Raw genomic sequence first — 24,627 nt, forward strand, 5'->3', positions numbered from 1 at the left:
TCCGGCGGCCGTACCGGCGGGGCCTCACTCCATCACCAGCACATAGTTCTGCCCCTGCGGCTCGATCGCCGCCACCCGCAGCGCCTGGCCGGGCACCGGCGGCCGGGCGAACAGCTCCCGGGCCAGCGGGTTGAGCAGGATGCTCTCGATGGTCGCGACGATCCCGCGCCCGCCGTTGCGCAGGTTGTAGGTGGCCTGCTGGAGCAGTTCCTCCCGGGCGCTGTCGCTGAACTCCAGGGTGGCGCCGAAGTTGCGCCGGACCGCGTCGGCGACCCGCCCGATGGTCCGGTCGGCGATCTCCAGCGCGGCCTCCGGGCGCAGGAAGTCGAAGACCACGATGCTCTGCTCGACCCGGTTGTAGAGCTCGGGCCGGCCGATCAGGTGCCGGAAGAAGACCTCGATGTACTGCCGGACCCGTTCCTCGATCTCCGGCAGCTCCATCTCGTCGGTGACGTTCTCCACCGGCTTGTTGTCCTCGCCGGGCACCACGATGCCGAGGTTGGTGGTGAAGACGATGAGCGCCTCGGTGAAGTAGACGGTGCCGCCGCGCCCGTCGGTGAGCCGCCCGTCGTCGAGGATTTGCAGGAACTTGTCCAGCAGGCGCTGGTGGGCCTTCTCGATCTCGTCGAAGAGCACCACCCGGAACGGTTGCTGGCGGATCCCGTTGGTCAGCTCGCCGCCGGCGTCGTGGCCGATGAAGCCGGGCGGCGCGCCGATCAGCCGGGCCTCGGAGTGCTCGGCGGAGAACTCCGACATGTCGAAGCGCAGGTACGCGTTCTCGTCGCCGAAGAGCAGCTCCGCGAGGGCCTTGGCCAGCTCGGTCTTGCCGACGCCGGTGGGTCCGGCGAAGAACAGCACGCCGCGGGGCTTGCTGGTGTTGCCGGTGTGCGCGCCGGACAGGCCGGTGGCCGAGCGGGCCAGGATGTCCAGCACCCGGCGGACCGCGTCGGGCTGGCCGAGCACCCGGGTGCCGAGTTCCTTCTCCGCGGTGCGCAGCCGGTCGCGCAGCCCGGCGCTCTGCCACGGGTTGTCCGGCACGCCGACCCGGAAGGCGCGGACCGCGTCGTCGATCCGGGCGCCCGGGATGCCGGCCGCCGCGGCCAGCCGCACCACGTCCTGCATGCTGCGCAGCCGCATCCCGTGGCTGGCCTCGGCGAACCGGCGGGCGACGGCCTGCCGTTCGCTCTCCTCCTCGGGCATCTCGGGCAGCTTGACCGCCATGTCCCGGGCGGTGGCCAGCCGGGCGCTCAGGTCGGGTTCCGGGATGCCGGTGATCCGCAGGGTGTGGTTGCCGGTGGCGAACCAGGCCGGCAGGTCGTGCTCCCGGTCGAGCACCCAGAACACGGTGTTGTAGCCGTTGCCGACCGGCAGCGCCCGGTAGGCGAGCCGGTCGGCGGTGGCCAGGAAGAGCCGTTCCTCCGGGGAGAGCAGCTCGCCGGTGAACAGCCGGGCCGCGTCGCTGAGCACCAGGGCGACCGGCGGCCCGGCGGCGCGCCGGCGGTCCAGGTCGGTCACCGCGGTGATCAGGTCGCGGACCTGGGCCATGTGCAGCGGGCGGCGCTGCTCCACGTCGGCCTCGCGGAGCACCTGCTCGGCCGCGGTCCGGCCCTCCGGGGTGGCGCTGATCAGCTCGACGCCGACGCCGGTCGAGTAGGCGAGCAGGGCGCCGTAGCCGCGCGGCTGGGCGACGCTCCACAGCGCCTCGACCAGCCCCATGAACCGGACCCGGCCGGCGAATCCGGGGTCGGGCAGCCGGTAGAGGTCGCGGACGTTGCCGGTGAGCAGGATCTGCGGGTGGGCGCAGAGCGCCAGGTCGATCTCCCGCAGCCAGGCCGGGTTGGTGGGGTGCTCCGGGTTCACAGTGTCCGCTCCCTCTGCTGCTGCGTGCTGCGCTGCGCGGTGCCGGCCGGGATGACCTCGTCGGCGACCGCCTGCACCGGGCGGGTGCCGGGCGCCTGCCGGGCCACCTCGGCGACCTGCACGCCCTCCTTGCGCATGGCGCGCAGCAGGACGTCGTAGTCGTCGCAGAACTTGCGCTCGGCGCCGGCGTCGTCGGCGGCCCCGGCGTGGTTGCTCCGGGCCCGGACCACCTGGGTGCGGACCACCGGGTTGTCCCGGTCGAGCAGCACCTTGACGCCGTAGCCGCGGCCGTCGCTCATCCCCGCGTAGGCCACGCCGTCGCCGGCCAGCCGGGTCTCGAAGCCCTCGGCCACCTGGTAGCCGAGGTCGGCGAGTTTGGTGCGCAGCGCGTTCGCGACGGCTTTGCGGCGGCGGGCCCGGTCGGCCCGGTCGACCACCTCGTCCGCCTCGGCGCGCATGCCGTCCGGCACCTCGCGGACCCGCTCGGCGATCAGCCGGCCGATCCGCGCGCGCAGCCGCTCCGCCTCCTCCCCCGGGACGGTCTCCAGCGGGGCGGCGATGGCCAGCAGCTCGCGGCGGGCCCGGTCGACCTCCTCCTCGGCGCGCTGCGTGTCGCGGACCCGTTTCTCCAGGTCGGTCAGGAGCAGCCGGGTCCGGATCGGGGAGGCGCCGCCGGCGATCTCGGCGGCGGCCGCGGCGCAGGCCGCGCGGGTCTCGGCGGGCGCGCCGGCCGGCAGCCGGGAGACCAGGTCCGCGGCCCGCTCGGCGTCCGCTTCCCGGCGGGCCGCCAGTTTTTCGGTACGCCGTTCCGCGCTCCCGTCGCTGGTCCGCACCGGTTCCGGTGTCCTCTCGACGACCGAGTCGTCCCAGGTGCGCGTGGTGCCGGCCGCCTCGGCCGCGGGTCCGGCGGCGAGCAGTCCGCTGACGTCGCTGCGGGAGGCGGCGCTGACCGCGGCGCGCAGCGCGTCCCGTTCCTTGCGGGCGAGTTCGCGCAGCTCGCCGGTGGTCGCGGCGATCTTGGCCGGGGAGTGCTTGGGGCGGGCCTGGCGGCCGGCCGGCACCTTGGCGATCCGGTCGCCGTAGACCGAACGGTAGGCGTCCGCCTCGGCCCGGATCGCCTCCAGTTCGCCGCGCGCCTGCACGTACCGTTCCCATTCGGCGCGTTGCTCGCGGGCCAGCCGCTCGGCGGCGGTCTCCACCACGTAACGCGCGCCGGTCATCGAGCTCATGCGTCGTCTCCTCTCACCACTGCCACCACACCTCGGTCGGGGACGGCAGGAACGGCACCGCGACCTGCTGCCACACCCAGAGCGGCTGGACCAGGTAGAGCGCCACGACCGCGAGGATCAGCACGGTCCGGATCCGGCGGGCCACGGCGCCGCCGTCGCCGGCCTCGGTCTGCCAGCCGCGGTTCACCATCCGCCGGCCGATCCAGAGCGCGAGGATCCCGGCGCCGAGCATGGCGTACGGGAAGATCGCCGCGAAGTTGCCGTTCACCGCCTGCAGCGGGTCGTGGAAGGCGCTGCGCAGCACGATCGGGAACCGGACCAGGATCCGGTACTCGCCGTCCGCGACGGTCAGCACGATGGCCAGCGCGATCGCGAACAGCCAGCAGAACCAGCGGGCCCGGCGCAGCGCGGCCGGCGGGTCGGCCGGCCGGATCAGCAGGCAGCCGAGCACGACCAGCACCGGCAGCGCCACCATGGTCTGCACGTCGGTGATGTTGAGCAGGTAGAGCGGGGCCTTGCCGGGGACCAGGTCGTACGCCTCCAGCTTGCTGACCGCGGCGCCGAGGAAGGTGGTCAGGTAGGCGAGCAGCACGGCGAGCAGCAGGTTGACCACGTCCCGCCAGCCGTTGCGCAGCGCGGTCCCGCCGCCGCCCGGCGCCATCCCGGCGCGGGCCGCCCGCTCGTTGCGTTCCTCCTGCTTGGCCTGGGCGCGCTGGGCCTTGGCGGCGGCCGACTCGGCGGTGGCCACCGGGATCAGCGCGGTCGCCACCGCGCCGGCGGCCAGCTGCCGGTGGTCCGGGCCGCGGGCCTCGTCGCGCAGCTCGGCCCACCAGCCGACCTTGCCGGGCGTCTTCTGCCGGCGCAGCTCGGCGGGCAGGCGCTCGCGGTGGTCCGGGTCGACCAGCAGGCGGAACGCGATCGCGGTGGCGGCCGGCAGCGCCTGGTCCACCTCGGGCCGGCGGGCCGGGCCGTACCCGCCGGTGGACGGGTCGGTGAGCGCGAGCCGGACCGCCAGGTCGTTGATCCGTTCCTGGACCGCGGCGGTGACCTGGTCGAGCCGGTCGGCGGCCGCGGTGAGCACCGCGCAGCCGGGCTGGTCGCCGGCGCACTGCGGGTGGGTGCGGCAGCGGTGCCGGGCCAGCGCCCGCAGCAGGCCGACGTTCAGCGCCTGGAGCAGGCCGGTCGCGGTCGGGTCGCCGGCCGCCGCGGACTGGGCCAGCAGGGCCAGGCCGGGCGCGTCGGCGCGGCGCTGCTCGTAGACCGGCGGCATCTCCGGGGCGACCCAGGAGATCAGCCGGGTGAGCCGGGCGGCCGCGTCGGTGCGGTGGGTGACCTTGGTGCGCATCAGGTTCTCCGGCAGGTTGGTCGCCGGGAAGTTCTCCCGCATCCAGTCGGAGAGGTCGAGCTGCTGGGCCCGGTTCTGGAAGAGGGCGAGGCCGGCCGCCCAGTTCTCGGAGAGCGCGGCGCCGACCTCCTCCGGGGTGCGGCAGAGCCGGCCGGCCACCTCGAACGGCGCGACCGGCGGGGCGGCCACCGGCGCCGGCTCGGTGATCGGCGCGTCGTGCACCGCCGGGCGTTCGCCGGCCAGCCAGGCGCGCACCTCGGTGGCACCCCAGCGTTCCTCCGGCGCCCGGGTGAGCAGGCCCTGGCAGAGCAGCCGCCAGTCCGGGTCGGTGATCCCGTCCAGGTCGACGCCGTAGGTGGCGATGTGCTCGAAGACCGCCCGCTCGTTGACCGCGTGCCCGCCGACGCCGCTGTTCGGGTTGCGCCCGGTGAGCAGCTCGACGATCACCACGCCGAGCGACCACCAGTCCTGTTCCGGCTTCTGGCTCTTCTGCCACCAGGTCTCCGGGGCCTGGTAGGCCGGGGTGCCGGCCCGGCCGGTGGTGCGCCGGGTGGCGCGCAGCTCGGCGACCAGGCCGAAGTCGCAGAGCACCAGGTCGACCGGGTGACGGCTGCGGAGCAGGATGTTCTCCGGCTTGATGTCGCGGTGCGCGATCCCGGCGGCGGCGCCGTGCCGCAGCTCGCCGTGCAGGTAGGCGAGCGCGTCGGTGACCTGGCGGAGCACCTCCCGGACCTGGTCCGGCGGGAGCGCGCCGCCGTGGTCGCGGGCCAGCGCGGCGAGCGAGCCGGCCGGGGCGTACTCGAGCACCTCCCAGCTCATCTCGCGGCCGAAGGCGCCGGTCTCCTCGCCCCAGTCGATCACCCGGACCACGTGCCGGGCGTCGGCGGTGCGCAGCGCGTCGAGCAGGGCGGTGTCCGGCCGGACCGCGGTCGGGTAGACCTTGGCGACCCGCTGCTCGCCGGTCTCCCGGTCGCGGACCAGCATCACCAGGTGCGCCTCCCCGCCGGTGGCCAGGTCGGCCTCCGGGCGGTAGCGGGCGAAGATCGCGGCGGGCAGCCCACCGGAGTCCTCGGTCGGCGGGCGGCCCTCCGGACTCTCCCGGGTCGTCGGCGCGGGCCCCGCCGCCCCCTCCCGGGTGGTCTGTGCCGCGCCCTCCCGGGTGGTCCGCGCGGCCCCCTCCCGGGTGGTCCGCGCCGCGCCCTCCCGCGTGGTGGCGGCCGGTCCCGGCGTGGTGTCCTCACGCCGGGTGGTGTAGTCGCTCATGCCCCCTCCGTGCCCAGCTGGTCCTGGATGGCGCGGTCCTGCAGCTCGCGCAGTCGCTCGACGGCCCGCAGATATCGCTGACGGACAGGCTCGTGCTCCGGCGCGGTGAGGCCGACCAGGTCGCGTTCGAGCGCGGCGGAGAGCAGCACCGCGCGGCCGCCCTCCAGGGCCTCGACCGCCTCGGTGAGCCGGCCGCGGCGGGTCAGCGCGCAGGCCGCCCGGGCCGGCATGCCGCGCGCGCCCCGGCCCAGCACCAGCTCGCTCATCGACCGGGTGAGCTGGGCGCGGACCAACTGGTTGAGCAGGTCCACGGCGATCAGGTAGGCGTCGCCGGCGTCGGCCATCCGCTCGTGCCGCCAGGACCAGTCGGCCCACCGGACGGCGGTGTCGTACGCCCAGAGCAGGCTCTTGCCGGTCAGCTCGGCGACGGCGCGCCGGGACTCGTCGGCGGCGGCCAGCCGGTCCTCGGTGAATCCGGTGGCCTCGGCGCGCAGGTGCAGCCCGGCGGCGAGCCGGGAGCAGGCGACCGCGTGCGGCAGGCTGCCCTTGACGTAGCCGTCGCGCAGCCGCCGGAACAGCGCGACACCCTCGTCGACGGTTTCCAGGTCGCCGTCCCGGAAGCCCTTGGCGATCAGCGCCTCGGCCAGCGAGCTGCGGACGGCCCGGCGCAGCCGCGGGGCCATCTCCTGCCCGGAGGTGGCCCGGCGCAGCAGGGTGACCGCCTCGTCCAGGGCGTTCTGGTCCGGGCCTGCCCAGCGGTAGCCGTCGAGTTTGCAGTTGGCCAGCACCACCCGGGCCTCGTCCTGGCTGTCCCGGCCCAGGCCGAGCACCTCCCCGGCCAGCTGCTCGGCCTGCCGGCGGTCGGCGCCCGCGGTCGGGTCGCCGGACAGGCCCTTGGTCCGCGAGCGGAGGTGGTAGAGGTTGGCCAGGGTGGCCAGCTGGGACGGGCGGTCGGCCTCGTACCGGGTGGGGTCGTCCAGCTCGGCCTCCATGTCCCGGATGCCGTCGTCGAGAGCGCGCAGGTCGCTGCCGGTGCCGTACCGGCCGGAGATCTGGATGCCGCGGCCGGCGCTGCCCGTCCCGGCGCCCGGCCCGAGATACCGGTCGCCGTCACCGAACTCGAACCCGGACAGCATCTCGGCGGCCTCGGCGGCCGGGCGCTGGTCGAAGGATTGCAGCTCGTGCGTGCGGGTCAGGGTGTCACCGACCGCGCCGACCACCGGGGAGAGCCGGGTCGCCTGCTCGAGCAGCCGCCGGATCCGCTGCTCGTCGGCGGGGTCGGCGTCCGGATCGCCGGAGCGGGCGACCAGCAGGGTGGCCAGGGTTGCCCGGGCGGTGGCCGCGGCGTTCGTGAAGACCTCCGCGGTGCTCGCGTTGAACCGGGTCACCGTGGTGGCCCGGTCCAGCACCGGCAGGGCGCGCTCCACCCGGTCGAGCGCCTCGGCCAGGTCCTCCGGGCGGCGGTAGCGCAGGTACTGCGGGGCCAGCACGGTGGCGTACATGGTGTCCAGGGCGGCGTGCTCGGGGTTGCCCGGGCGGAGCCCGGCCTGTTCACGGCGCAGCGTGTCGAGGGCGAAGGTGACGTCCTCCGGCTCGTTGCGCACGGCGAGCACACTGGCCAGCCGCACGGTCACGCCGCGCCGCTCGGGCCGGCCGCGGGGCACCAGCCGCTCGGCCTCGCGGGCAGCCTCGATCGAAGCGTTCAGGTCGGCTGCGGCGCGCCGGCACACGAACCGGCTCAGCAGCGCGTGTGAGACGTTGAGCAGGGCCAGCACGCGCTGTGCCGGCGCGCGCCGGCCGGCCGCCGCCAGCTGCTGCTGCGCGGCCTCGACCGCCGCGTCGACTCGGTCGCACGGAATGGTTCCGACTATTAGCGTCATGCTGTCATCCGAACGGCGGACTTGTCGCAGTCCACAGTGGCAATGGGGTCATAATGTGATCCACGGGCCCCGACAGCCTTGCAGTCCGGCATTGCCCCCGTCAATGCGAAACGCCGGGAAATCCGGCGCGCCGAAGTTGATGTTGGAACGGCGTCGGCCGATACGCCGACTGACACCGGCGCGCCGGCATGCCATTGTCAGGTGGCGGGAAAGAGCCGCCGGCCCGGACCCAGCCTATTGATCGAAGTGAGCGCCGGACACGGCGGACCGCTGGGAACGCCGGGCGGGACGACCGGATCCGGCTCGTTCCGCATGCCGTCCCGCATCGGCTTTGCCGCTGGTCCCGGGCACTTTCCAGGACCACATGAATACGAACAGGTAAAAGCGATCAACCGAAGGGACGACCCCGTTCGTTGACGTCACGATTGCCCGATCGGATTAGTCTTCCGCTCGGCCCGTCGACGTTTTCTTTTCGCAATGGCCCGGCTACAGTTCCACCCCTATCCCGGCCAAATCGCGCCAACTGTTGCGGATGGCGCACACCCAAAAACGGAGGGACGCGTGTCCTTGCAGAGCGCAGATCCGGCACGGCGTACCCGTGCCCGGGTCGACCGGTTGCTTCCCGGCATCACCGCGCTCCTCACCGACGGCGCGCAGCGGCAGCAGATCGACGAGGCCGCCGGCCGGGTGCTGCGCGCCGCCGGGGAACGGCCCGCGGTGGCGCTGCTCGCCGAGGCCGGCCTGGACCATCAGGTGGTCAGCCACCGGATGTGGGCGCCGCTGCTCGGCGACGGCATGGCGGCGCTCACCCCGGCCCGGACCACCATCGGGTACGTCACCGCGGTCCGGCTGCGCCCGGTCGCCGGCGAGCGGGCCACCGTCCGCAAGGCCACCGCCGCGTTCCTCACCCGGCCGGAGATCCTGCGCTGCCGGGCCCGGCTGCTCGCCCAGATCGGCGACCTGCCGGCCGGCGCCGCCGACGCGGACTGGACCACCGTGCTGCAGCTGGCCCGGCACGTCTGGGACGGCGCGGACAGCGCCCGGCAGGCCGCCATCGACGAGCTGGCCAGCCTGTACCGGGCGCAGATCTTCGCCGAGCGGTTCCTCGGCCGGGACGCGGTCCCGGTCCGGCTCGAGGCGGTGCACCAGGCCACCATGCCGGTGCGCTGGAACGAGGCGGCCGCCGGGCGGCGCCCGTTCCCGGAGGTCGGCGCGGCCGGCCCGTACGACGCCGACCAGGACCTCAGCCAGAACGTGCTGCACCGGGTCTTCCCGGCGATCCGCCGGATCGTGCTGGACGTGGACGTGCCGGACGAGCGCTGGCCGATCGGCGAGGACGGCCTCGACCTGGTCGACCTGCCCACCCTGGACGGCCGGTTGCGCACCGGGCGGGCCGAGTGGCTGATCGAGAGCGAGCTGGCCGCGGCCGGCGCCGTGGTCACCGTGGACGGCCCGCAGCGCGAGGCGGAGCGGCTGCTCGACCGGTTGCCCGGCACGCTCCCGGTGGTGCTCCGCGGCCCGGACAACTACCTGGTGCTGCGGGACGGCGGCGCGCTCGCCGACCTGCGCGGCGAGATCTGCAAGCAGGGCCAGGCCGCCTGCCTGACCGCCCGGGCACAGCGCACCGAGGCCGCCTACGAGCGGTTCCGGCAGACCGTCCGCCGGGTGGTCGCGGCGCTCGACGAGACCCCGCTGGCCGCCCCGCCGATGGCCTCGCCGCGCGAGATGGCGGTGCGCGACCTGCTCGGCCGGATCGGCGCGGAGCTGTCCGCGATGACCGACGACGTGGAGCGCGGCATCGCCGGCCCGCAGGCCACCCTCGCCGACGGGATCACCCCGTACGCGGCGCTGCGCCAGTGGATCACCGCACAGGTGTACGCCTGGCCGCAGTGGCCGGCGCTGCTGTCCGCCCTGCGCAACCACGTGCTGGCCCCCGGCGCCCGGTACGCCGACGAGCTGCCGAGCACCCCGAAGCCGTTCGAGAGCCGGTTCCGGGCGGTCGTGCACGAGCTGCCGGAGGCCTGCGCCCGGGTGGTCGACGCCGCCGTGGAGAGCTGGCTGCGCCGCTGGTCGGTCCGCGCCGGCCCGCTCAAGACCGAGTTCTTCGAGGTGATCGCCCCGCTCCGGGACGGCCCCGACGAGACGGTCAGCCAGCTGCGCCGCGGCGTGCAGTTCGGCTGGCTGGCCGAGGTCCGCCCGGAGTTGCCGGCCGCGCCGGACCGGGCCGCGATCCTGGCCGCCTTCCCGCTCGACCCGGACCGCGACCTGCCCTGGCACGAGGGCGCCGACGACACCGGCGGGCACGGCCGGCACCTGATGACGATCATGCGGATCCGCCGGGAGTTGGTGGTGGCCGCGCAGCGGCTCGGCGAGGAGCAGCTCGCCGGCGCGCTGACCGGCCGGGTCGAGGCGGTCCGCCGCAAGCTGCGCCTGCAGCAGCAGACCCAGCAGCACGCCGACGCGCACGTCCGGGCGCTGCTCGGCGGCGGACCGGCCACCCCGGGCGTGGCGCCGCAGGCCGCCGCCCGCCGGATCGAGGACCTGCTGGACCGGGCCGACGCGGAGGACGAGCGATGACCGAGACCTACACCGTCCCCGACCCGCACCGGCGGATCCAGCCGCCCCGCCGCCGGGTCCGGGACCGCCGGCACAACGGGCTGGCCGCGGTCGACTTCGGCACCTCCAACTCGACGGTCACCCTGTACGACCCGAACCTGCCCCCGCCGGTGCTGCCGCTCCCCGCCGACCAGCGGGCGGTGCTGAGCCGGGCGGTGGTCCGGCTGCTGCGCTCCGAGCCGCAGACCGACGAGATCAGCGACCTGAGCGCCGGCCAGTGCCGGGCCGAGTGGGACACGCTGCGCGCCCGGCTGGGCCGCGAGCTGGCCGGCGGGTCGCCGGAGGGCCTGGCCGACGCGCTGGAGGCCGAGGAGGGCACCCACCAGGCGCTGCTCTACGACGTGCTGCTGGCCCTGGAGGCGGCGCAGGCCGGCGGCACCGCGCCGTTCGCCGCCTGGCTGGCCGACCGGCTGCACCGCTGCTACGACGAGGCGTTCGGCACCCCGGCGCTGGAGCACTACTCGCTGTTCCCGGTCCGGCTGGACAACGCCACCCTGCGCGACGAGGTGCCGAGCCGGCTGGACATCACCGCGGTCGACCCGGACCTGGTGGTCCGGCTGGGCCGGCCGCTCGGCGGCGGAGCCGCCCTGGCCAGCCCGCTGCGCGGCCTCAAGCACCAGCTGGACAAGCCGGAGTTCCGGCACCCGCTGCACGGCGGCGCCCGCTCGGTGGAGCTGGAGCCGCTGCTCGGCGGCGCGTTCGCGTTCCTGCTGGACCGCACCGACGAGTTCACCGGCGCGCACCCGGACCGGCTGGACGACGCCCCGATCGACCACGTGGTGGCCACCTACCCGACGATGGCGCCGCCCGCGGTCCGCCGCCGCCTGGAGTCGGTGATCGGCGGGCTGCTCGGGGTCGGCGAGGTGGACCTGCGCTACGACGAGGCGATCGCGGCCGCGCTCTTCTTCCTGATGCGCGACCTGGGCGCCAACCACACCATCGGGGTGGAGGCGCTGCGCGCCCGGTTCCGGGCGGTGCCCGGCGCCGAGCGGCACTGGATCGAGAACACCCTGGTCGTCGACGTGGGTGGCGGCACCACCGACATCGCGCTGATCACCACCCACCTGCACGACGAGACCCCGCCGATGCCGGACGCCCCGGCCGGCAGCACCGGCCGGCACTACCGGGTGGTGCCCCGGCTGCGTGGCACCAGCGGCCGCAGCCGGCGCGGCGGCGACTTCCTCACCCTGCAGGTGTTCCACCTGATCAAGGCGATGATCGCGGACCACCTGCTGACCCTGCCGCACCCGGGCGGGGACAGCTTCCCGGACGAGCCGGAGACCTGGGCCGACTGGCAGCGCGACACCACCGCCGCGCTGGACCCGATCCACCAGACCGAGGACGGCCGCTACCGGCCGGGCAGCCTGGTCGCCCAGGCCCAGCTGGCCCTGCAGCGCGACACCTCGGTGGCCGAGCCGCCGACCGGGCAGCGCTCCCGGGACAACGTCGAGCTGGTGCTCGGCACCCGGACCGCCGGGCGGCCGGACGACCCGGAGACCGCCGCCCGCGAGCGGGCCTTCTCCGACCTCTGGGACCTGGCCGACGACGCCAAGATCGGGGTGGCCCCGGACCGGGCGTACGGGCTGCCGGCCGACATCGTCGAGGACATCGTCCGCAAGGTGATCCCGGTGCCCGGCAGCCTGCCGCCCGGCCTGGGCACCGAGCTGGACCCGCTGACCTACGAGGACTTCGAGGCGGTCTGCCGGCCGATGCTTGTGGAGATCAGCCGGCTGGCCGCGGCGCTGGCCCGGACCCGGCTCACCGGCGGCGAGCGGCTGGACCGGGTGATCCTGACCGGCAAGGCCAGCCGGCTCGGGCTGGCCGCCCAGGTGGTGGCCCGCGAGGTGCAGGCCGGGCAGGGCCCGCAGGGCCGCCCGGTGCAGGTGGTGGTGGAGCGCAAGTACGCCAAGAACGCCGCCTCGATGGGCGCCGCCTGGGCCGCGTCGATGAGCTCGTTCGACACCGCCGAGCCGGACGAGGAGCTGCTCCGGCAGGGCGCCACCTCGGTCTCCATCGAGGTGGACAACCTGCTGCTGGACCTGCCGTGCACGCTGAGCATGCGCACCCCGAGCAACCAGAACCGGGCCCTGCTCAAGGTCGGCACCCCCTTCCAGGAGCTGCCCGGCGGCCGGCTGCGCGCCTTCGCCACCATCGGCCTGCTGCCGAAACTGCTGGTCATCCTCCGCGAGGTGGACGGCGGGCAGCCGCTGCCGTGGGGCACGTTCCGCTGGTCCGACCTGAGCCTGCGGCACACCGAGGAGACCGGCGTCCGGCTGGACCCGCAGGTCTGGCCCCGGCAGATCCGCTGCGGGATCGAGGCCGACGGCGGGCTCGACGTGCACCTGCTGCTCTGGCGCGGGGACCGGCCGGTCCACCGGGTGGACCGCACCTCGGCGGCGCTGCGGACGCCCACCCCGGAGGGCGGCTTCCTGGACCTGGACCGGCTGGCCGACCGGATCCTGGTGGCCGGGTCCCCGTCCGCGCCGGCCCGGCCGGCGCTGCGCGGTGAGCCGGCCCCGACCCGGGAGCGGTTCGCCGGCGAGGACGGCATGCTGCGCTCGGCGCTGCTCGGCCGGATCCCGCTGCCGCCACCGGACGAGGACGGCCGCTGGGCCTTCCTGCTGCACGACGAGCAGGGCCACCAGCAGCTGCTCGGCCGGCTGGAGGCGGCGCCCGGGCCGCTGGTCCCGCACCTGGCCAGCGTCGACGAGGACGGCGTGATCCGGGTGCACGCCGGCGACCCGCCGCTGTGGACCGCGGAGTCGCCGATCGACGTCGAGCACCACCCCGGGATGGTCTACCGCCATCCGCTCGGCACCCCGAAGTCCGAGACCGACGACCACGACAACCCCTTCGACGGGACGCACTGATGACCCTCTCCGACTCCCCCGCCTCGCTCGAGGACCTGCTGCGGGACGCGGTGCTCAGCGACGGTCCGCTGGCCGAGGTGCTGACCGCGCAGCTGACCCGGCTCCTCGGAGCGATCGAGGAGATCACCTACGGCACCAGCATCGATGTGGCCCGCGCGCGCGGCGACGTCCGGCCCGACCAGGAGGCGACGATGGCCCGCGGCAACGCGCTGTCCCAGCGGTTGAAGGGAATCTTCCACGGCCGGCGCGGCGCCGGGAAGCCGGCCGGGGCGGACCCGGCGACGCAGCCGGTCCCTCAGGTGCACTCGGCGCAGCCGCCGGAGGAGAAGCCGCGGCCGTCGCCGGAGGAGAAGCCGCGGCCGTCGCCGGTCGCCCGCACCGGCGCGCTGGACCGGCGGCAGATGGACGTCCGGGTCGAGCGGATGCTGCAGTCCTTCGCCGACAGCTCGCCGGTGCACGCCGCGCTCGGCGCCGAGCCGCTGCACGGCCGGACCATCGCCCAGCAGTGGACGTCGTTCCACCTGGGCCTGCTGCGCCTGCCCCGGGCGCAGGCCGACGACTGGCGCGAGCAGGTCCGCGACTGCATCCCGGAGGAGTACCTGAAACCCACCGCGGGCTGGTGGGAGCTGTGCGCCGACATCCCGGCGCCGACCGTCCTGGTGCCCGCCTACCACGACCAGCCGGGCGTGGTGGCCTGGCAGGAGGCGCTGCCCGACAAGATCGTGGAGAGCGCGCTCGGCGACCGGGTGCACACCTACCACCGGCTCGCCGCGATCGCCTCGCAGGTGCTCTGGGTCGCCGCGCAGGACAAGTCGGCGCTCTACGCGACCAAGGCGGGCCTGGTCCCGGCGCAGGCCGCGCTCACCGACTTCCAGCAGACCCTGCGCGAGCGGCTGACGACCTACCGCAGCGCGGAGAGCGGGCCGGCCGGCAAGACCGTGGTGGTCCGGGCCGCGCAGCTGGCCGAGGTGCTGCGCTCGGTGGTGCATCAGCCGTCGCCCGCGCCGGAGAGCTGGTGGGCCGGGGTGCGCACGGAGATGATGACCTTCGTCCGGCAGACCGCCATCCGGCACGCCCCGAACCTGCGGGTGAAGGAGATCAGCGTCCGGGAGGTCTACGCCGACCTGGCCAACAACAAGGAGGTCGACCCGGACGACGACATCGCGCTGCACGCCACCGACCGGGCCGACGTCGGCCGGATCTTCGACTGTCTGAAGCCGAGCCTGCTCGAGGACCACAACCGCGTCTACCGGCCCGGCCGGGTGATCTACGGCGGGGAGGGGCGATGACCGTGCTGGCCGCCACGCGACGGCTGATCGCGTACGCCGGAATCCTGATCCTGATCCTGATGACGCCCGCGCCGGCCGCCGCCGAACCGGCGCCCACGCCGCTCCCCGAGGTGCTGCGCGCGCTGCGCACCGACAACCTGCCGGCCGACTACGTGGTGCTGCTGGACGTCTCCTCGTCCATGCAGCCGACCGGCGGCCCGGATCTCTACACCCGCGCCCAGCGGGCACTCCGCCCGCTGCTCGACGCCCTGGACCCGGTCGACCGGCTACACCTGTTCGCCTTCGCCGACCGGCCGGACCCGAAGTTCACCGCCGCGATCGGCGACGCCGGCGCCGGTGTGCTGGGCCGGCTGCCGGCCCGGGCCGAGGGCGGGCGGACCGACATCGGCGCGGCGATCGAGGCGGCCCTGGACACCATCGACCTGCCGGACGCGACCGACCCGGCGACCGTCGTGCTGCTGACCGACGGCAAGCAGGACGCGCCGGCCACCTCGAAGTACGCCGGCGACCTGGACGCCGCGATCACCCGGCTGCGCGCTCAGGCCGCCGGGGTGGAGCGGCGCCGCCCGGTCCGCGCGCTGGGCATCCCGCTGACCGGGCAGACCGACGTGGCGCTGCTGGACCGGGTCTTCGACGACACCGTGCTGATGGATCTGCCGCCCGAGCAGGTCGGCGACTACCTGGGCAAGGTCGGCGCCCGGGTGGCGGTGGCCAAGGCCGCCGCGCTGGTCGCCCGGGACAAACCGGCGATCACCCTGACCCCGGATCAAACCCGCCTTTCGGTACGCGACGAGCCCGTCACGGTCACCGTCCAGGTCCGCAACCAGGCCGCCAAGGTCCCGCTGACGGTGACCCTGCGGGCGGCCGCCGACGGCGTGTCCCTGCCGGTCGAGGTGCTCACCGGGGAGACCACCATCGCGCCCGGCGCCGAACAGGCCATGCGGGTGCGCGTCGGCCCGGCGAGCGAGACCGGCTTCTGGATCGGCGGCGAGCGCTCCACCTCGGGCACCCTGGGCATCGAGGCCACGGTCGGCTCACCCTGGCGCGACGTGATCGTGCAGGACCTGGGCGGGAGGTTCGCCCCGCCGCCGGCCCGGGCGGCGCTCCCGGTCCAGGCCGTCGCGACCGGCTTCTCGCCGTGGTACCTCGTCTTCCTGGTCCTCGCCGTGGCGGTGGTGGCCGGGCTGGCCTGGCGGGCCCGCCGCAACCACTGGCGGCCGATGGGCGGGGGCTACCTGACCGTCACCGAGCAGGGTTCCGGCTCCTACCGGCAGTTGCTCTCCGGCCGCAAGGTCGCCATCCCGTCGTCGCACGGCTCCGGGACGGCGCCGAAGGGCACCGGCACGGTCCGCGCCTTCCGGCAGAAGAAGCAGGTCGGCGCCGGCACCGAGCTGGTCTTGCGGATCGACTGGAAGCGGGCCGGCCGGCGCCACAAGGTCATCTGCCGGCCGCGGCAGACCAAGCCGCTCACCGACGGCACCACCTTCACCTACCAACCCTGACCTCGGAGGTTCCCTCGTGCTTCCCGCACTGGTGATCGGGCTCGGCGGCACCGGGAGCGCCGCCGCGGCCCACTTGAAGGCCCGGCTCGCGACCGAGCAGCGCTGGCAGGACCTGGACCGGGACGCGTCCGCCCCGGCCCGCGGCGACAGCCGTCCCTACGACTGGCCGATCCTGCTGCGCGCGCTGGACGTGGACCGGCGCAACCGGCCCCGGGTGGACGGCCTGAGCCTCGACGCGGACGTGGAGGACCTCTATCTGAACGGCTCGATCGGCGGCATGATCGACAAGATCCGGCAGGGCCGGGAGACCGCCGAGGCGTTCTACCCGACCGTGGTGCCGTGGTTCGGCCCGGAGGACGCCCGCCGGATCCGCGACGACGAGGCGCTCGACTTCCTCAGCGAGGGGGCCGGGCAGATCCGCTCGTTCGGCCGGCTGTCGTTCTTCGCCGACGTGCTCGGCTCGGCCCCGGTCACCAAGCGCCTGGAGGACGCGCTCGACCAGCTCACCCGGGTGCACGCGGACGTCACGCCGAACATCTACATCATCACCTCGACGGCCGGCGGCACCGGCGCCGGCATCCTGCTCGACGTGCTGGCCACCCTGCAGCGGATGCGCCAGGCGCACGGCGCGGACTTCTCGGTCACCCTGTTCTGCGTGCTCTCCGGCGCGTTCCGCAAGCGGCTGGACGGGCCGCAGCGGCAGCGCAGCGAGGCCAACGGCTACGCCCTGCTGCGCGAGCTGGACCGGCTGATGCACGTGGGCCGGGAGCATCCGGCCGACTTCCGCTGGGCGCCGCGCGACGCGCACCAGATGACCGCCGCGCCGGTGCAGTACACCTACTTCATCGACGGCCGGCGGTCCCGCTCGGCGGCCCGGCGGCTGGAGGGCTTCGGCCCGGAGACGGTCTCCCCGGTCGCCGTCGCCGACGCCGTCTACGCCCACCTGCTGCCCACCGTCGGCGCCGCGTTCAGCAGCTACCGGGTCAACGCCCGGCAGTACCGGCAGGGCGCCACCGACCTGTACTCGACGTTCGGCGTCTACATGATCGAGTACGCCTGGGAGCCGGTGATCCGCGGCCTGGTCAGCCGGGCCGCGCTGGAGGTGCTGCAGCAGCTGCCGGCCAAGGCGGCCCGCTCGCTCGGCGACGACGTCAGCCAGTTCCTGCTCGGCTCGATGGACATCCCGGACGCCGACGGGGCGCTGCCGCCGCCGGTGCTGCAGGAGCTGGACAGCGAGCCGGCCCGGGAGGGGCTGCTCGGGCCGACGGTCAGCTGGCTGCAGTCGCGCGACGGCGGCGTGCCGTACCCGGAGGCGCCGAACCTGCTGCTGCCGTTCGAGGACATCACCTCGTTCCGCACCGACCACCGCGGGCAGGTGGTGATCGACCGGACCCAGGAGACGGTGCGGGCGTTCTGGGGCGACCGGGACGTGCCGCTGGCCCTGAAGACCCGGCAGCAGTGGCACCCGGTCGCCGGGCACCACGAGAAGCTGATCGACCAGGACTGGGCGGTGGCGCTGCGCGGCGCGGTGGCCCGGGTGATGTCCCGGCGCGACGGCGGCCCGCGGACCGGCCTGGCCTTCCTCGACCTGATCCGGGACCGGCTGGAGATGTACCGGGCCCGGGTGGAGAACGCGCCCCGGCAGGACCCGGCGCACCTCAAGGCGGCCCGCGACTACGCCGAGGAGAAGGCCCGCGAGGACCGCGGCTTCCGGCGCGGCCGGCACCAGCTCGACTACCTGGGCGCCGAGTACGCCCTGCTGCTCGCCCACATCCAGGCCGACTGCCACGAGCGCACGCTGCGGATGCTGGACCGGATGGCGCAGGAGGTGAACGCGGTCCGGGGCGAGACCGACCGGTGGCGGGCGACCGTGGACGACGCGGCGCAGGCCCTGGCCCAGCAGATCGAGGACGTCCGCAAGGAGCGCCGGGACGCCGAGAAGTTCCCGCTGCGCCATGTGGTCCCGCAGGTCGACGACCGGGACACCGAGCAGTGGCTCTACGAGCGGTCGGTCAGCTCGCTGGACACCGTCGCCGAGGCGATGGCCTGGCGGGTGACGACCGGCCCCGGCGGCCGGCCCGGCCTGGTCCTGGCCGGCGCGCGGCCGGCGCCGCCGGTCGACCAGGTGATCGACGCGCTGGCCGCGCGGGCCCGGCCGATCTTCGCGCCGCTGCGCCGGCTGTCCGTCTTCGAGCTGCTGGAACGCGGCGGGCGGACCGCCGACGACATCGGCAAGGAACTCAAGGACGGCGCCGACTGGCTGGTCGACTACGACACCGACGAGCACCTGCGGCTGGTCAACCAGTCGCCGGACGACGACGACCCGCACCAGAAGATGCACTACGCGTTCGCCGCGCTGCCCGCGGCCGCGATGCCCGGCGCGCGACTGAGCCGGGAACTCTGGGAGTACCTGGGCCAGCAGCAGGTCGACCTGAACAACATCGTGCCGTCCGCGGAGTCCGCGGACCGGCCGGTCACCGACAAGATCATGCTGTTCGCGTCCTGGCACTCGCTGCGGCTGGCCGCCTTCGACGGCTTCAACGACCTGCGCCGCTCCTACGAGGACCGGCGCGCGGTCCCGCCGTCGCCGCACGTGATCGCCGAGGAGAAGAACGCCGCCCTGCTCGAAGCCAAGTCCGAGGACCTGGTCGGGGTCGGCGTGCTGGCCCGGCCGCTGCCCCGACTGACCGGCGACAACCTGCTGCTGTGCCGCGACTTCGACCTGCTCACCGCGGCCGCGGTGGCGCTGGCCAACGAACGGCTCGCCCCGATGTTCCCGCCCGGCGACTCGGAACAGGTGCTCGGCTGGCAGACCCGCTCGCACCGCGGCGAGCCGGGCCAGGAACTGGGCGACGAGGCCCGGCTCGGCCGGCTGCTGAAGCACCTGATGACCGCCGGCACCAAGCTCGCCGAGATCCGCCGGGCCGCGGTCCTCGCCGCCGCCGAGGAGGCGGTCCGCGACCTGGACTGGGAGTACGGGACGCAGCGCTTCTACGGCCTGCCGCCGGCGTACCGGATCGATCCGGCGCTGTGGCAGCTGCTGACCGTGGCCGCCTACGTGTTCATCGACAAGCAGAAGTGACCGGGGCGATCCGGGCGGTCAGACCGGCGCCGCCCGGGTCGCCGCGGGACGCAGCTCGCGCAGCTGCCGGTCGTGCACCCGGCTGAGCAGCAGCAGGCTGACGCTCGCGCCGACGCCGGCCATGAACATGTCCCACTGGGTGTCCCAGACGTCGCCCTGGGTGCCCAGGAAGTCGTCCGCCGAGGAGCCACCGACCACCGCGGCCAGCCACTCGAACAGCTCCCAGGTGGCGCTGACCGCCATCACCACGCAGATCACCAGCGCGCTGAGCCAGCGGCCGGGCCGCAACGGCGTCCGGCGCAGCAGGATCTCCCGGGCCACGACGGCCGGCACGAAGCCCTGCATGAAGTGGCCGAACCGGTCGTACGGGTTGCGGGCCAGGCCGAGCACGTCGCGCACCCAGTCACCGGCCGGCACCTCGGCGTAGGTCCAGTGGCCGCCGATCATCAGGACCAGCGCGTGGGCCAGGATCAACCGATAGGCCAGCGGGGTGAGCGGAAACCTGCGGTAGGTGAGCACCAGGACCACCGCCCCGACCAGCGCCGCGAACACCTCCAGGAACCAGGTGCCCAGCGACGTGGCGCCGATCGCCGAGACCACCAGGGCGACCAGGCCCACGGCCAGCAGGACGGCGGGCTCACGGCGTCGCGGCGCCGCGGAGGGTGTGATCACCGCGCCATTCTGCCGGACCACCGCCACCGGGGGAACGCCGGTCAGGCCAGCCAGCCGCGGTAGAGCAGCTCCTCCGGGAGCCGGGCGGCGAGCGCCGCCCAGGTCTCCCGCCAGGCTCGGCGGATCAGGCTCGGTGGCCAGTCGGCGCGCAGCTCCGGCGGCACGAGCGGGTCCGGGCGCATCGCCCGTTCCAGGGCGTCGGCCAGCCGCAGCTGGTGCGCCAGCACGGCGGGCACCCCCGAGTCGGTGGCGGTGCGCGCCCGCGCCACCGCCCGCTCCACCACGGTGTAACCGGCGATGATCGGCGCGGCCGGCCAGAGCAGCTCGGCGATCGCGGTGGGCTCGGTGACGCCCCGGACGTCGAGCGTGCTCGCGGCGGCCCGGACCAGGTGCCCGGCGTGCGCGGCGCCGAGCAGCGGACCCAGGTCGTGCGGGCTGAGGTAGAGGCCGGTGGAGACCGGTGCGGCGCCGGCCTCGGTGAGCTCGCGCCGCAGCGCGTCCCGCACCGTACGGTCGGACTCCGGCACGCTGACCGCGAGCAGGTGCCACCGGCCGTCCCACCGGGTCTGCCCGTGGTCCTGGCCGAGCGCGAGGCGCAGCGCCAGCCGGTCGCGGCCGAGACGGGCCCGGCCGGCGTCGGTGAGGGCGATGGCGCCGCGCCGGCCCCGCCCGGTCTGGACGATCTCGCCGGTGGCGGTCATCCGCCGGATGGTCAGCCGGACCGGCTGGTCGTCCAGGCCGGCGGCGTTCGCGGTGTCGTAGAGCAGGTCCAGCGGGGCCGCGCCGTCGGTGGGCAGGAACGCCTCGACGACCGTCCGGGGCGTGGGGGTCACTCGGCGGCCCGCTTGCGCATCGTGGTGAAGCGCTGGAAGCCGTAAACGTGCCCGAGGGCGCCGAGCGAGCCCTCGCTGACGGTGCGGAACCCGAGCCGCCGGTACAACGCCTCGGCGCGCGGGTTGGTGTCGACCACGGAGAGCTGCACCCACTCATCATGGTGCCGGCGGGCCCAGCCACCGGCGGCGGACAGCAGCGCGGAGCCGACCCCGCGCCCGCGCTGGGCAGCGGCCACGCAGATCCCGTCGAGGACCAGCACCCCGGGCCGCTCCGGCCGGTCCAGCGGGGCGAGGACCAGCAGCGCGCGCAGCGCGGCCGGGGCGCCGAGCCGCTGCCGCAGGCGCGACCAGGAGAGGTCGGCCGCGCCCCGGCCGTCGTGGTGGTAGCCGCACACGCCGACCACCTCGCCGCCGCTGCGGGCCACCAGCATCCGGTCGGCGCGCAGCGCGGCGGTCACCTGCGCGGCCCCGGCGGCGCTGTCGCCGAAGGCGGGGCGCAGCTTGCGGCCGAACGCCTCCCAGTAGAGCGCGCCGGCCCGCTCGCGCTCCGCCTCGGTGAATCCCTGCCCGATCGCCAGTGTTGTCATGCGCTTGATTCTATCGCATACGCTACGACCGTGCGAAAGACGATAGTTATTCGAGTGTTGTGCGCGGTGGTCCTGCTGCTCGGCGCGGCCGTCGCCGTGACCCTGGCCGGCAACGATTTCCGGATGCGCGAGCGGCGGCTGAGCGTGCCGGTGGCCGGCGGCCGCCTGGACGCCGTGCTGACGCTGCCGCCGCACGACCCGGCCCGCGGGCTGGTCGTGATGATCCACGGGGACGGGCCGGTCGAGGCGACCCACGACGGGCTGTACCGGCCGTGGTTCGAGGCGGCCGCCGACGCCGGCTTCGCCACGCTGTCCTGGAGCAAGCCGGGGGTCGGCGGCTCCACCGGTGACTGGCTGGCGCAGAGCATGGCCGACCGGGCTGCCGAGGCCGGCGCCGTCCTCGACCAGGTGCGCGGGCAGCCGGACGTCCCGCGCGGCCCGGTGGTGCTCTGGGGCGCCAGCCAGGCCGGCTGGGTGCTCCCCAAGATCGCCGCGGAGCGGGCCGACGTCACCGCCGTGGTGGCGGCCGGGCCCGCGATCAACTGGCTGCGCCAGGGCCGCTACCACCTGCTCGCCGAGCTGGACCACGACGGCGCGGACGCCGCCGAGCGGGAGCGGGCCATCGCGGTCAGCGACCGCACCCGGCAGTTGCTGAGCGAGCACGCCGGCTACGACGCCTACCGGATCGGCAGCGGCGACCCGGAGCCGATGAGCGCGGCCCGGTGGGGCTTCGTGAGCCGCAACTACACCGCGGACGCCACGGCCGACCTGCGCGCCATGGCCGGCCGGCGGCTGCCGGTGCTGCTCCTGCTGGGCCGGCACGACCGCAACGTGGACACCGAGGAGACCGCGACCACGTACCGGCGGATTCTCGGCGACCGGGTGACCGTCACCCGCGTCGACGGCATGCACTCGCTGGCCCGGCCGGTGATGGAGGACTCCGACGCGGTCGGCCTGGCCACCGCGGTCGTGTGGCCGCGAGCCCTGCTCGCGCCCGAGGTGCTCGGCACCTACCGCGACTACCTGCGAGCGTTGCGGTGAGCCTCGGCCGCGGCATGGCCGGACAGCACATCGCTCGCGGTCAGCCCGTCCGGATCGCGTGCCTCCGGATCGGCGCCCGCGGCGATCAGCGCCGCCATCGCGCCCTCGGCCCCGGCCAGCGCCGCCACGTGCAGCGGCGTGCGCCCCTCCGCGTCCCGCTCGTCCAGCGACAACCCGGCCGTCAGCAGCGCCGGCAGCACCCGCTCATGATCGAGATAGCCGACCAGGTGCAGCAGCGACCGCCCGCGACCGTCCCGCAGCGCCGGGTCCAGACCGGCGGCCAGATCGGTCAGCACCGCGTCGGTGTCGCCATGGAAGGCACGGGCGAAGATCCGCTGCCGCAGCTTGCGGATCTCCTTCGGCACCGGCTTCTTCCCGGTACGGAACGCCGCCCGCGCCGCCGCACACCCGATCGCCGTCCCGTCCGCCGCCTCGCCGTGCCGCGGGGTCGACAGGCGGGCACCGGCCACCTCGACCAGATGCCACTCCCCGCCGCACCGGACCCGGAGGATCGTGAACGGGTCGTGCAGGACCGGCCGCCAGTCCTGCGCACGCCCCGGAAACAGCGCCTCGTGCGCCAGCGGATGCAATTCGTCCGGGCCGAGCAGCCCCCAGCGCAGCAGCGCCGCGTCGAGCGGCGCGGCCACCCCGAACGCCACCGGCCCGCCCCGCGTCGCCGGCGTGCTCCACACCCCGCCGGCGACGGCCACCGAACCGTCCGCCCGCACCACCAGTCCCGGGCTGTACCACCCGGCCGCCGGCAGGGCCACCTCCCCGGTGGCCCGGTCCCGCACCAGCTCGCCGTACCGGTACTCGAGCCGCCGGGCCTCGGCGACCAGCAGCGGCAGTCGATCGTGCATCCGGAGCAGCGCATGCGGGATCCAGTCCTGCCGATCCCGCTGCTCGACCACCACTCCCGCCGACCGGTACCGATCGGCGACGCCCGCCAGGTCAGTCGCGGCAAGCAACTGCTCGAACTCGGACGCTCGATCCGGGTCCGGCGAAGGCCGCGTGGGGTCCGCCGGATGCCACGGCAGCCGGGACGCCGACGCCCCGTAGGCCCACCGCCGCTCCGCGACCGCTCCGGCATGCCACGCCCAGTCCGGCAGGTCCAGCCATCGTTCCGGCAGCGACCCGCTCCCGATCACCCGCAGGTGCAGCCGCTGCCGCCGGTCCGGGCCGGCCGGCAGGCTCACCGCCAGAATCGGGGTCCCGGCCCGCCGCCCGGGGTCCCGCAGCGGCAGCGGCCACCGGGACAGCACCGCCAGCACCCCCGGCTCGAAGGCCAGTCCCTCCAGCCGCGGCAGATGCCGCCGCAGATAGTCCGGCGCCAGCCCGGCCAGGTCGGCCTCGATCATCGCGGCCGCGTCCACCCCGAAGGTGCCGGCGACCTCCCGCAGGTCGAGGTGCACGTCCACCCCGGCGGCCGCGCACGCCGCACGCCAGTCGCCGGCCAGCCGCGCCGCGGTCGCGTCCCGGATCATGCCGGCCGGGGTCGCACGATCGAGCAGCCGCGCGTACCGGTCCCGGTCCCGCTCCCGTTCCGGATCCATCCGCACCTGCCGTCCACGCCGTGACCCGGGGTGGCGGGCCGACCGGATTCGAACCGGCGTCTTCCCCTCTGACAAAAGGCGCGACGACCTCTGCGCTACGGCCCGCCGCCGCGCAGTATAGGTGTTCGCGGCCCGCTGCCGGCCATGGCACGGTACGGCGTCAGCACCGCCCGGCCGCTGGCCAGGCCTGGGTCCGTGCGACGCGGGCCGAGCTTCCGAGGGAGTGCTTCCGGCTGCGCCGCCGGACCGGCACACGCCGCTCTGCCGGGGCGGAAATCTGTCGTACCCGGCTGGCAGGCTTCGGGGCATGCACGACATCGACCACATCGTCTGGGACTGGAACGGGACGCTGCTCGGCGACAGTCGCGCGCTGATCGCGGCGACCGTCGACGCGTTCGCCGAGTGCGGCCTGCCGCCCGTCACGCTCGCCGACTACCAGCGACATCACGTCCAGCCGATCCCGTTGTTCTACGAGCGGCTGGCCGGCCGCTCGCTGACCGGCGACGAGCAGGCCCGGCTGGCCGAGTGTTTCCTGGTGGCCTATGCCCGGCATCGCCGGGCGGTGACGCTGACCGCCGACGCCACCGTGGCGCTGCGGCGGTGGGCCGCCGCCGGGCGCGGCCAGTCGCTGCTGTCGATGTACCCGCATGCCGACCTGGTCCCGCTGGTCACCACGCTCGGCGTCGCGCCGTTCTTCGCGCGGATCGACGGCAGCGTCGGCGCGGACGTGGCGCACAAGGCGCCGCATCTGGCCCGCCACCTGGAGCTGCTCGACCTGAAACCGGACCGGGTGCTGCTGGTCGGCGACAGCGTCGACGACGCCCGGGCAGCGGCCGCCTGCGGGGTCCGCTGCCTGCTCTACCACGCCGGTGACGACGCGCTGCACGCCCGCGACCACTTCGCCGGGCTGGGCGTGCCGGTGATCGGGTCGCTGCGCGAGGCCGTGGAGGTGGCCTTGGCCTCCGAGTGATCGGTCGCTGCCGGGCGGCGACGCAGGTGGCGCCG

At 75.0% G+C, this 24,627-nt stretch carries 15 protein-coding genes and 1 tRNA gene; 7 read left to right on the plus strand and 9 right to left on the minus strand.

Features of this window, described 5'->3' with window-relative positions; all coding sequences use genetic code 11:
* Window positions 1-24: 24 nt before the first annotated feature.
* From BJY16_RS48735 to BJY16_RS35525, 4 genes are read right to left on the minus strand one after another with little or no spacing between them, the layout of a single operon-like run.
* Window positions 25-1,860 (minus strand): AAA family ATPase, encoded by a 1,836-nt coding sequence (locus BJY16_RS48735; RefSeq protein ID WP_203759147.1) that lies wholly within the window; start codon window positions 1,858-1,860, stop codon window positions 25-27.
* Window positions 1,857-3,089: a hypothetical protein gene (locus tag BJY16_RS46720; protein ID WP_203759148.1), complete on the minus strand. Its 1,233-nt coding sequence runs from the start codon at window positions 3,087-3,089 to the stop codon at window positions 1,857-1,859. The genes BJY16_RS48735 and BJY16_RS46720 overlap by 4 nt, the downstream gene beginning before the upstream one ends.
* 13 nt (window positions 3,090-3,102) lie before the next feature.
* Window positions 3,103-5,697, minus strand: coding sequence for a serine/threonine-protein kinase (locus BJY16_RS35520; RefSeq protein ID WP_185043929.1), 2,595 nt, complete (start codon window positions 5,695-5,697; stop codon window positions 3,103-3,105).
* Window positions 5,694-7,577, minus strand: coding sequence for a hypothetical protein (locus tag BJY16_RS35525; protein ID WP_185043930.1), 1,884 nt, complete (start codon window positions 7,575-7,577; stop codon window positions 5,694-5,696). Before BJY16_RS35525 ends, BJY16_RS35520 begins: the two co-directional genes overlap by 4 nt.
* Before the next feature lie 561 nt (window positions 7,578-8,138).
* On the opposite strand from BJY16_RS35525, the gene BJY16_RS35530 reads away from it, so the two are divergent.
* The 5 genes from BJY16_RS35530 to BJY16_RS35550 are packed head-to-tail and all read left to right on the plus strand — an operon-like array spanning window position 8,139 to window position 18,936.
* Window positions 8,139-10,154 (plus strand): hypothetical protein, encoded by a 2,016-nt coding sequence (locus BJY16_RS35530; protein WP_185043931.1) that lies wholly within the window; start codon window positions 8,139-8,141, stop codon window positions 10,152-10,154.
* Window positions 10,151-13,063: a hypothetical protein gene (locus tag BJY16_RS35535; RefSeq protein WP_185043932.1), complete on the plus strand. Its 2,913-nt coding sequence runs from the start codon at window positions 10,151-10,153 to the stop codon at window positions 13,061-13,063. The genes BJY16_RS35530 and BJY16_RS35535 overlap by 4 nt, the downstream gene beginning before the upstream one ends.
* Window positions 13,063-14,352: a hypothetical protein gene (locus BJY16_RS35540; protein WP_185043933.1), complete on the plus strand. Its 1,290-nt coding sequence runs from the start codon at window positions 13,063-13,065 to the stop codon at window positions 14,350-14,352. The genes BJY16_RS35535 and BJY16_RS35540 overlap by 1 nt, the downstream gene beginning before the upstream one ends.
* Window positions 14,349-15,854 carry a vWA domain-containing protein gene (locus BJY16_RS35545; RefSeq protein WP_185043934.1) on the plus strand — a complete coding sequence of 502 codons (1,506 nt, stop codon included), beginning with the start codon at window positions 14,349-14,351 and terminating at the stop codon, window positions 15,852-15,854. Before BJY16_RS35540 ends, BJY16_RS35545 begins: the two co-directional genes overlap by 4 nt.
* Before the next feature lie 16 nt (window positions 15,855-15,870).
* Window positions 15,871-18,936 (plus strand): tubulin-like doman-containing protein, encoded by a 3,066-nt coding sequence (locus BJY16_RS35550; protein ID WP_185043935.1) that lies wholly within the window; start codon window positions 15,871-15,873, stop codon window positions 18,934-18,936.
* Between the two features lie 18 nt (window positions 18,937-18,954).
* On the opposite strand, the gene BJY16_RS35555 is transcribed toward BJY16_RS35550, so the two are convergent.
* The 3 genes from BJY16_RS35555 to BJY16_RS35565 are packed head-to-tail and all read right to left on the minus strand — an operon-like array spanning window position 18,955 to window position 21,028.
* Complete coding sequence (locus BJY16_RS35555) at window positions 18,955-19,608, minus strand: DUF2238 domain-containing protein (protein WP_185043936.1); 654 nt, start codon at window positions 19,606-19,608, stop codon at window positions 18,955-18,957.
* A gap of 41 nt (window positions 19,609-19,649) precedes the next feature.
* A complete protein-coding gene (locus BJY16_RS35560) occupies window positions 19,650-20,441 on the minus strand; it encodes a PaaX family transcriptional regulator (protein ID WP_185043937.1) in 792 nt (263 codons plus the stop codon).
* Window positions 20,438-21,028, minus strand: a complete 591-nt coding sequence (locus BJY16_RS35565; protein ID WP_185043938.1) for a GNAT family N-acetyltransferase — start codon at window positions 21,026-21,028, stop codon at window positions 20,438-20,440. The genes BJY16_RS35560 and BJY16_RS35565 overlap by 4 nt, the downstream gene beginning before the upstream one ends.
* 30 nt (window positions 21,029-21,058) lie before the next feature.
* On the opposite strand from BJY16_RS35565, the gene BJY16_RS35570 reads away from it, so the two are divergent.
* The gene (locus tag BJY16_RS35570; RefSeq protein ID WP_185043939.1) at window positions 21,059-22,069 is read left to right on the plus strand and encodes an alpha/beta hydrolase family protein; all 1,011 of its coding nucleotides are present in this window, start codon (window positions 21,059-21,061) and stop codon (window positions 22,067-22,069) included.
* On the opposite strand, the gene BJY16_RS35575 is transcribed toward BJY16_RS35570, so the two are convergent.
* On the minus strand, window positions 22,048-23,622 hold the full coding sequence (locus BJY16_RS35575) for an ankyrin repeat domain-containing protein (RefSeq protein WP_185043940.1): 1,575 nt from the start codon (window positions 23,620-23,622) through the stop codon (window positions 22,048-22,050). The two genes, BJY16_RS35570 and BJY16_RS35575, sit on opposite strands and share 22 nt — an antisense overlap.
* A 33-nt stretch (window positions 23,623-23,655) precedes the next feature.
* Window positions 23,656-23,727: transfer RNA gene (locus BJY16_RS35580), tRNA-OTHER, on the minus strand.
* A 202-nt stretch (window positions 23,728-23,929) separates the two neighbouring features.
* Between BJY16_RS35580 and BJY16_RS35585 the strand changes: the two genes are divergently transcribed.
* Window positions 23,930-24,592: an HAD family hydrolase gene (locus BJY16_RS35585; RefSeq protein ID WP_185043941.1), complete on the plus strand. Its 663-nt coding sequence runs from the start codon at window positions 23,930-23,932 to the stop codon at window positions 24,590-24,592.
* Window positions 24,593-24,627 lie beyond the last annotated feature (35 nt).

The sequence above is a fragment of the Actinoplanes octamycinicus genome (genome assembly GCF_014205225.1).
Lineage (GTDB): Bacteria > Actinomycetota > Actinomycetes > Mycobacteriales > Micromonosporaceae > Actinoplanes > Actinoplanes octamycinicus.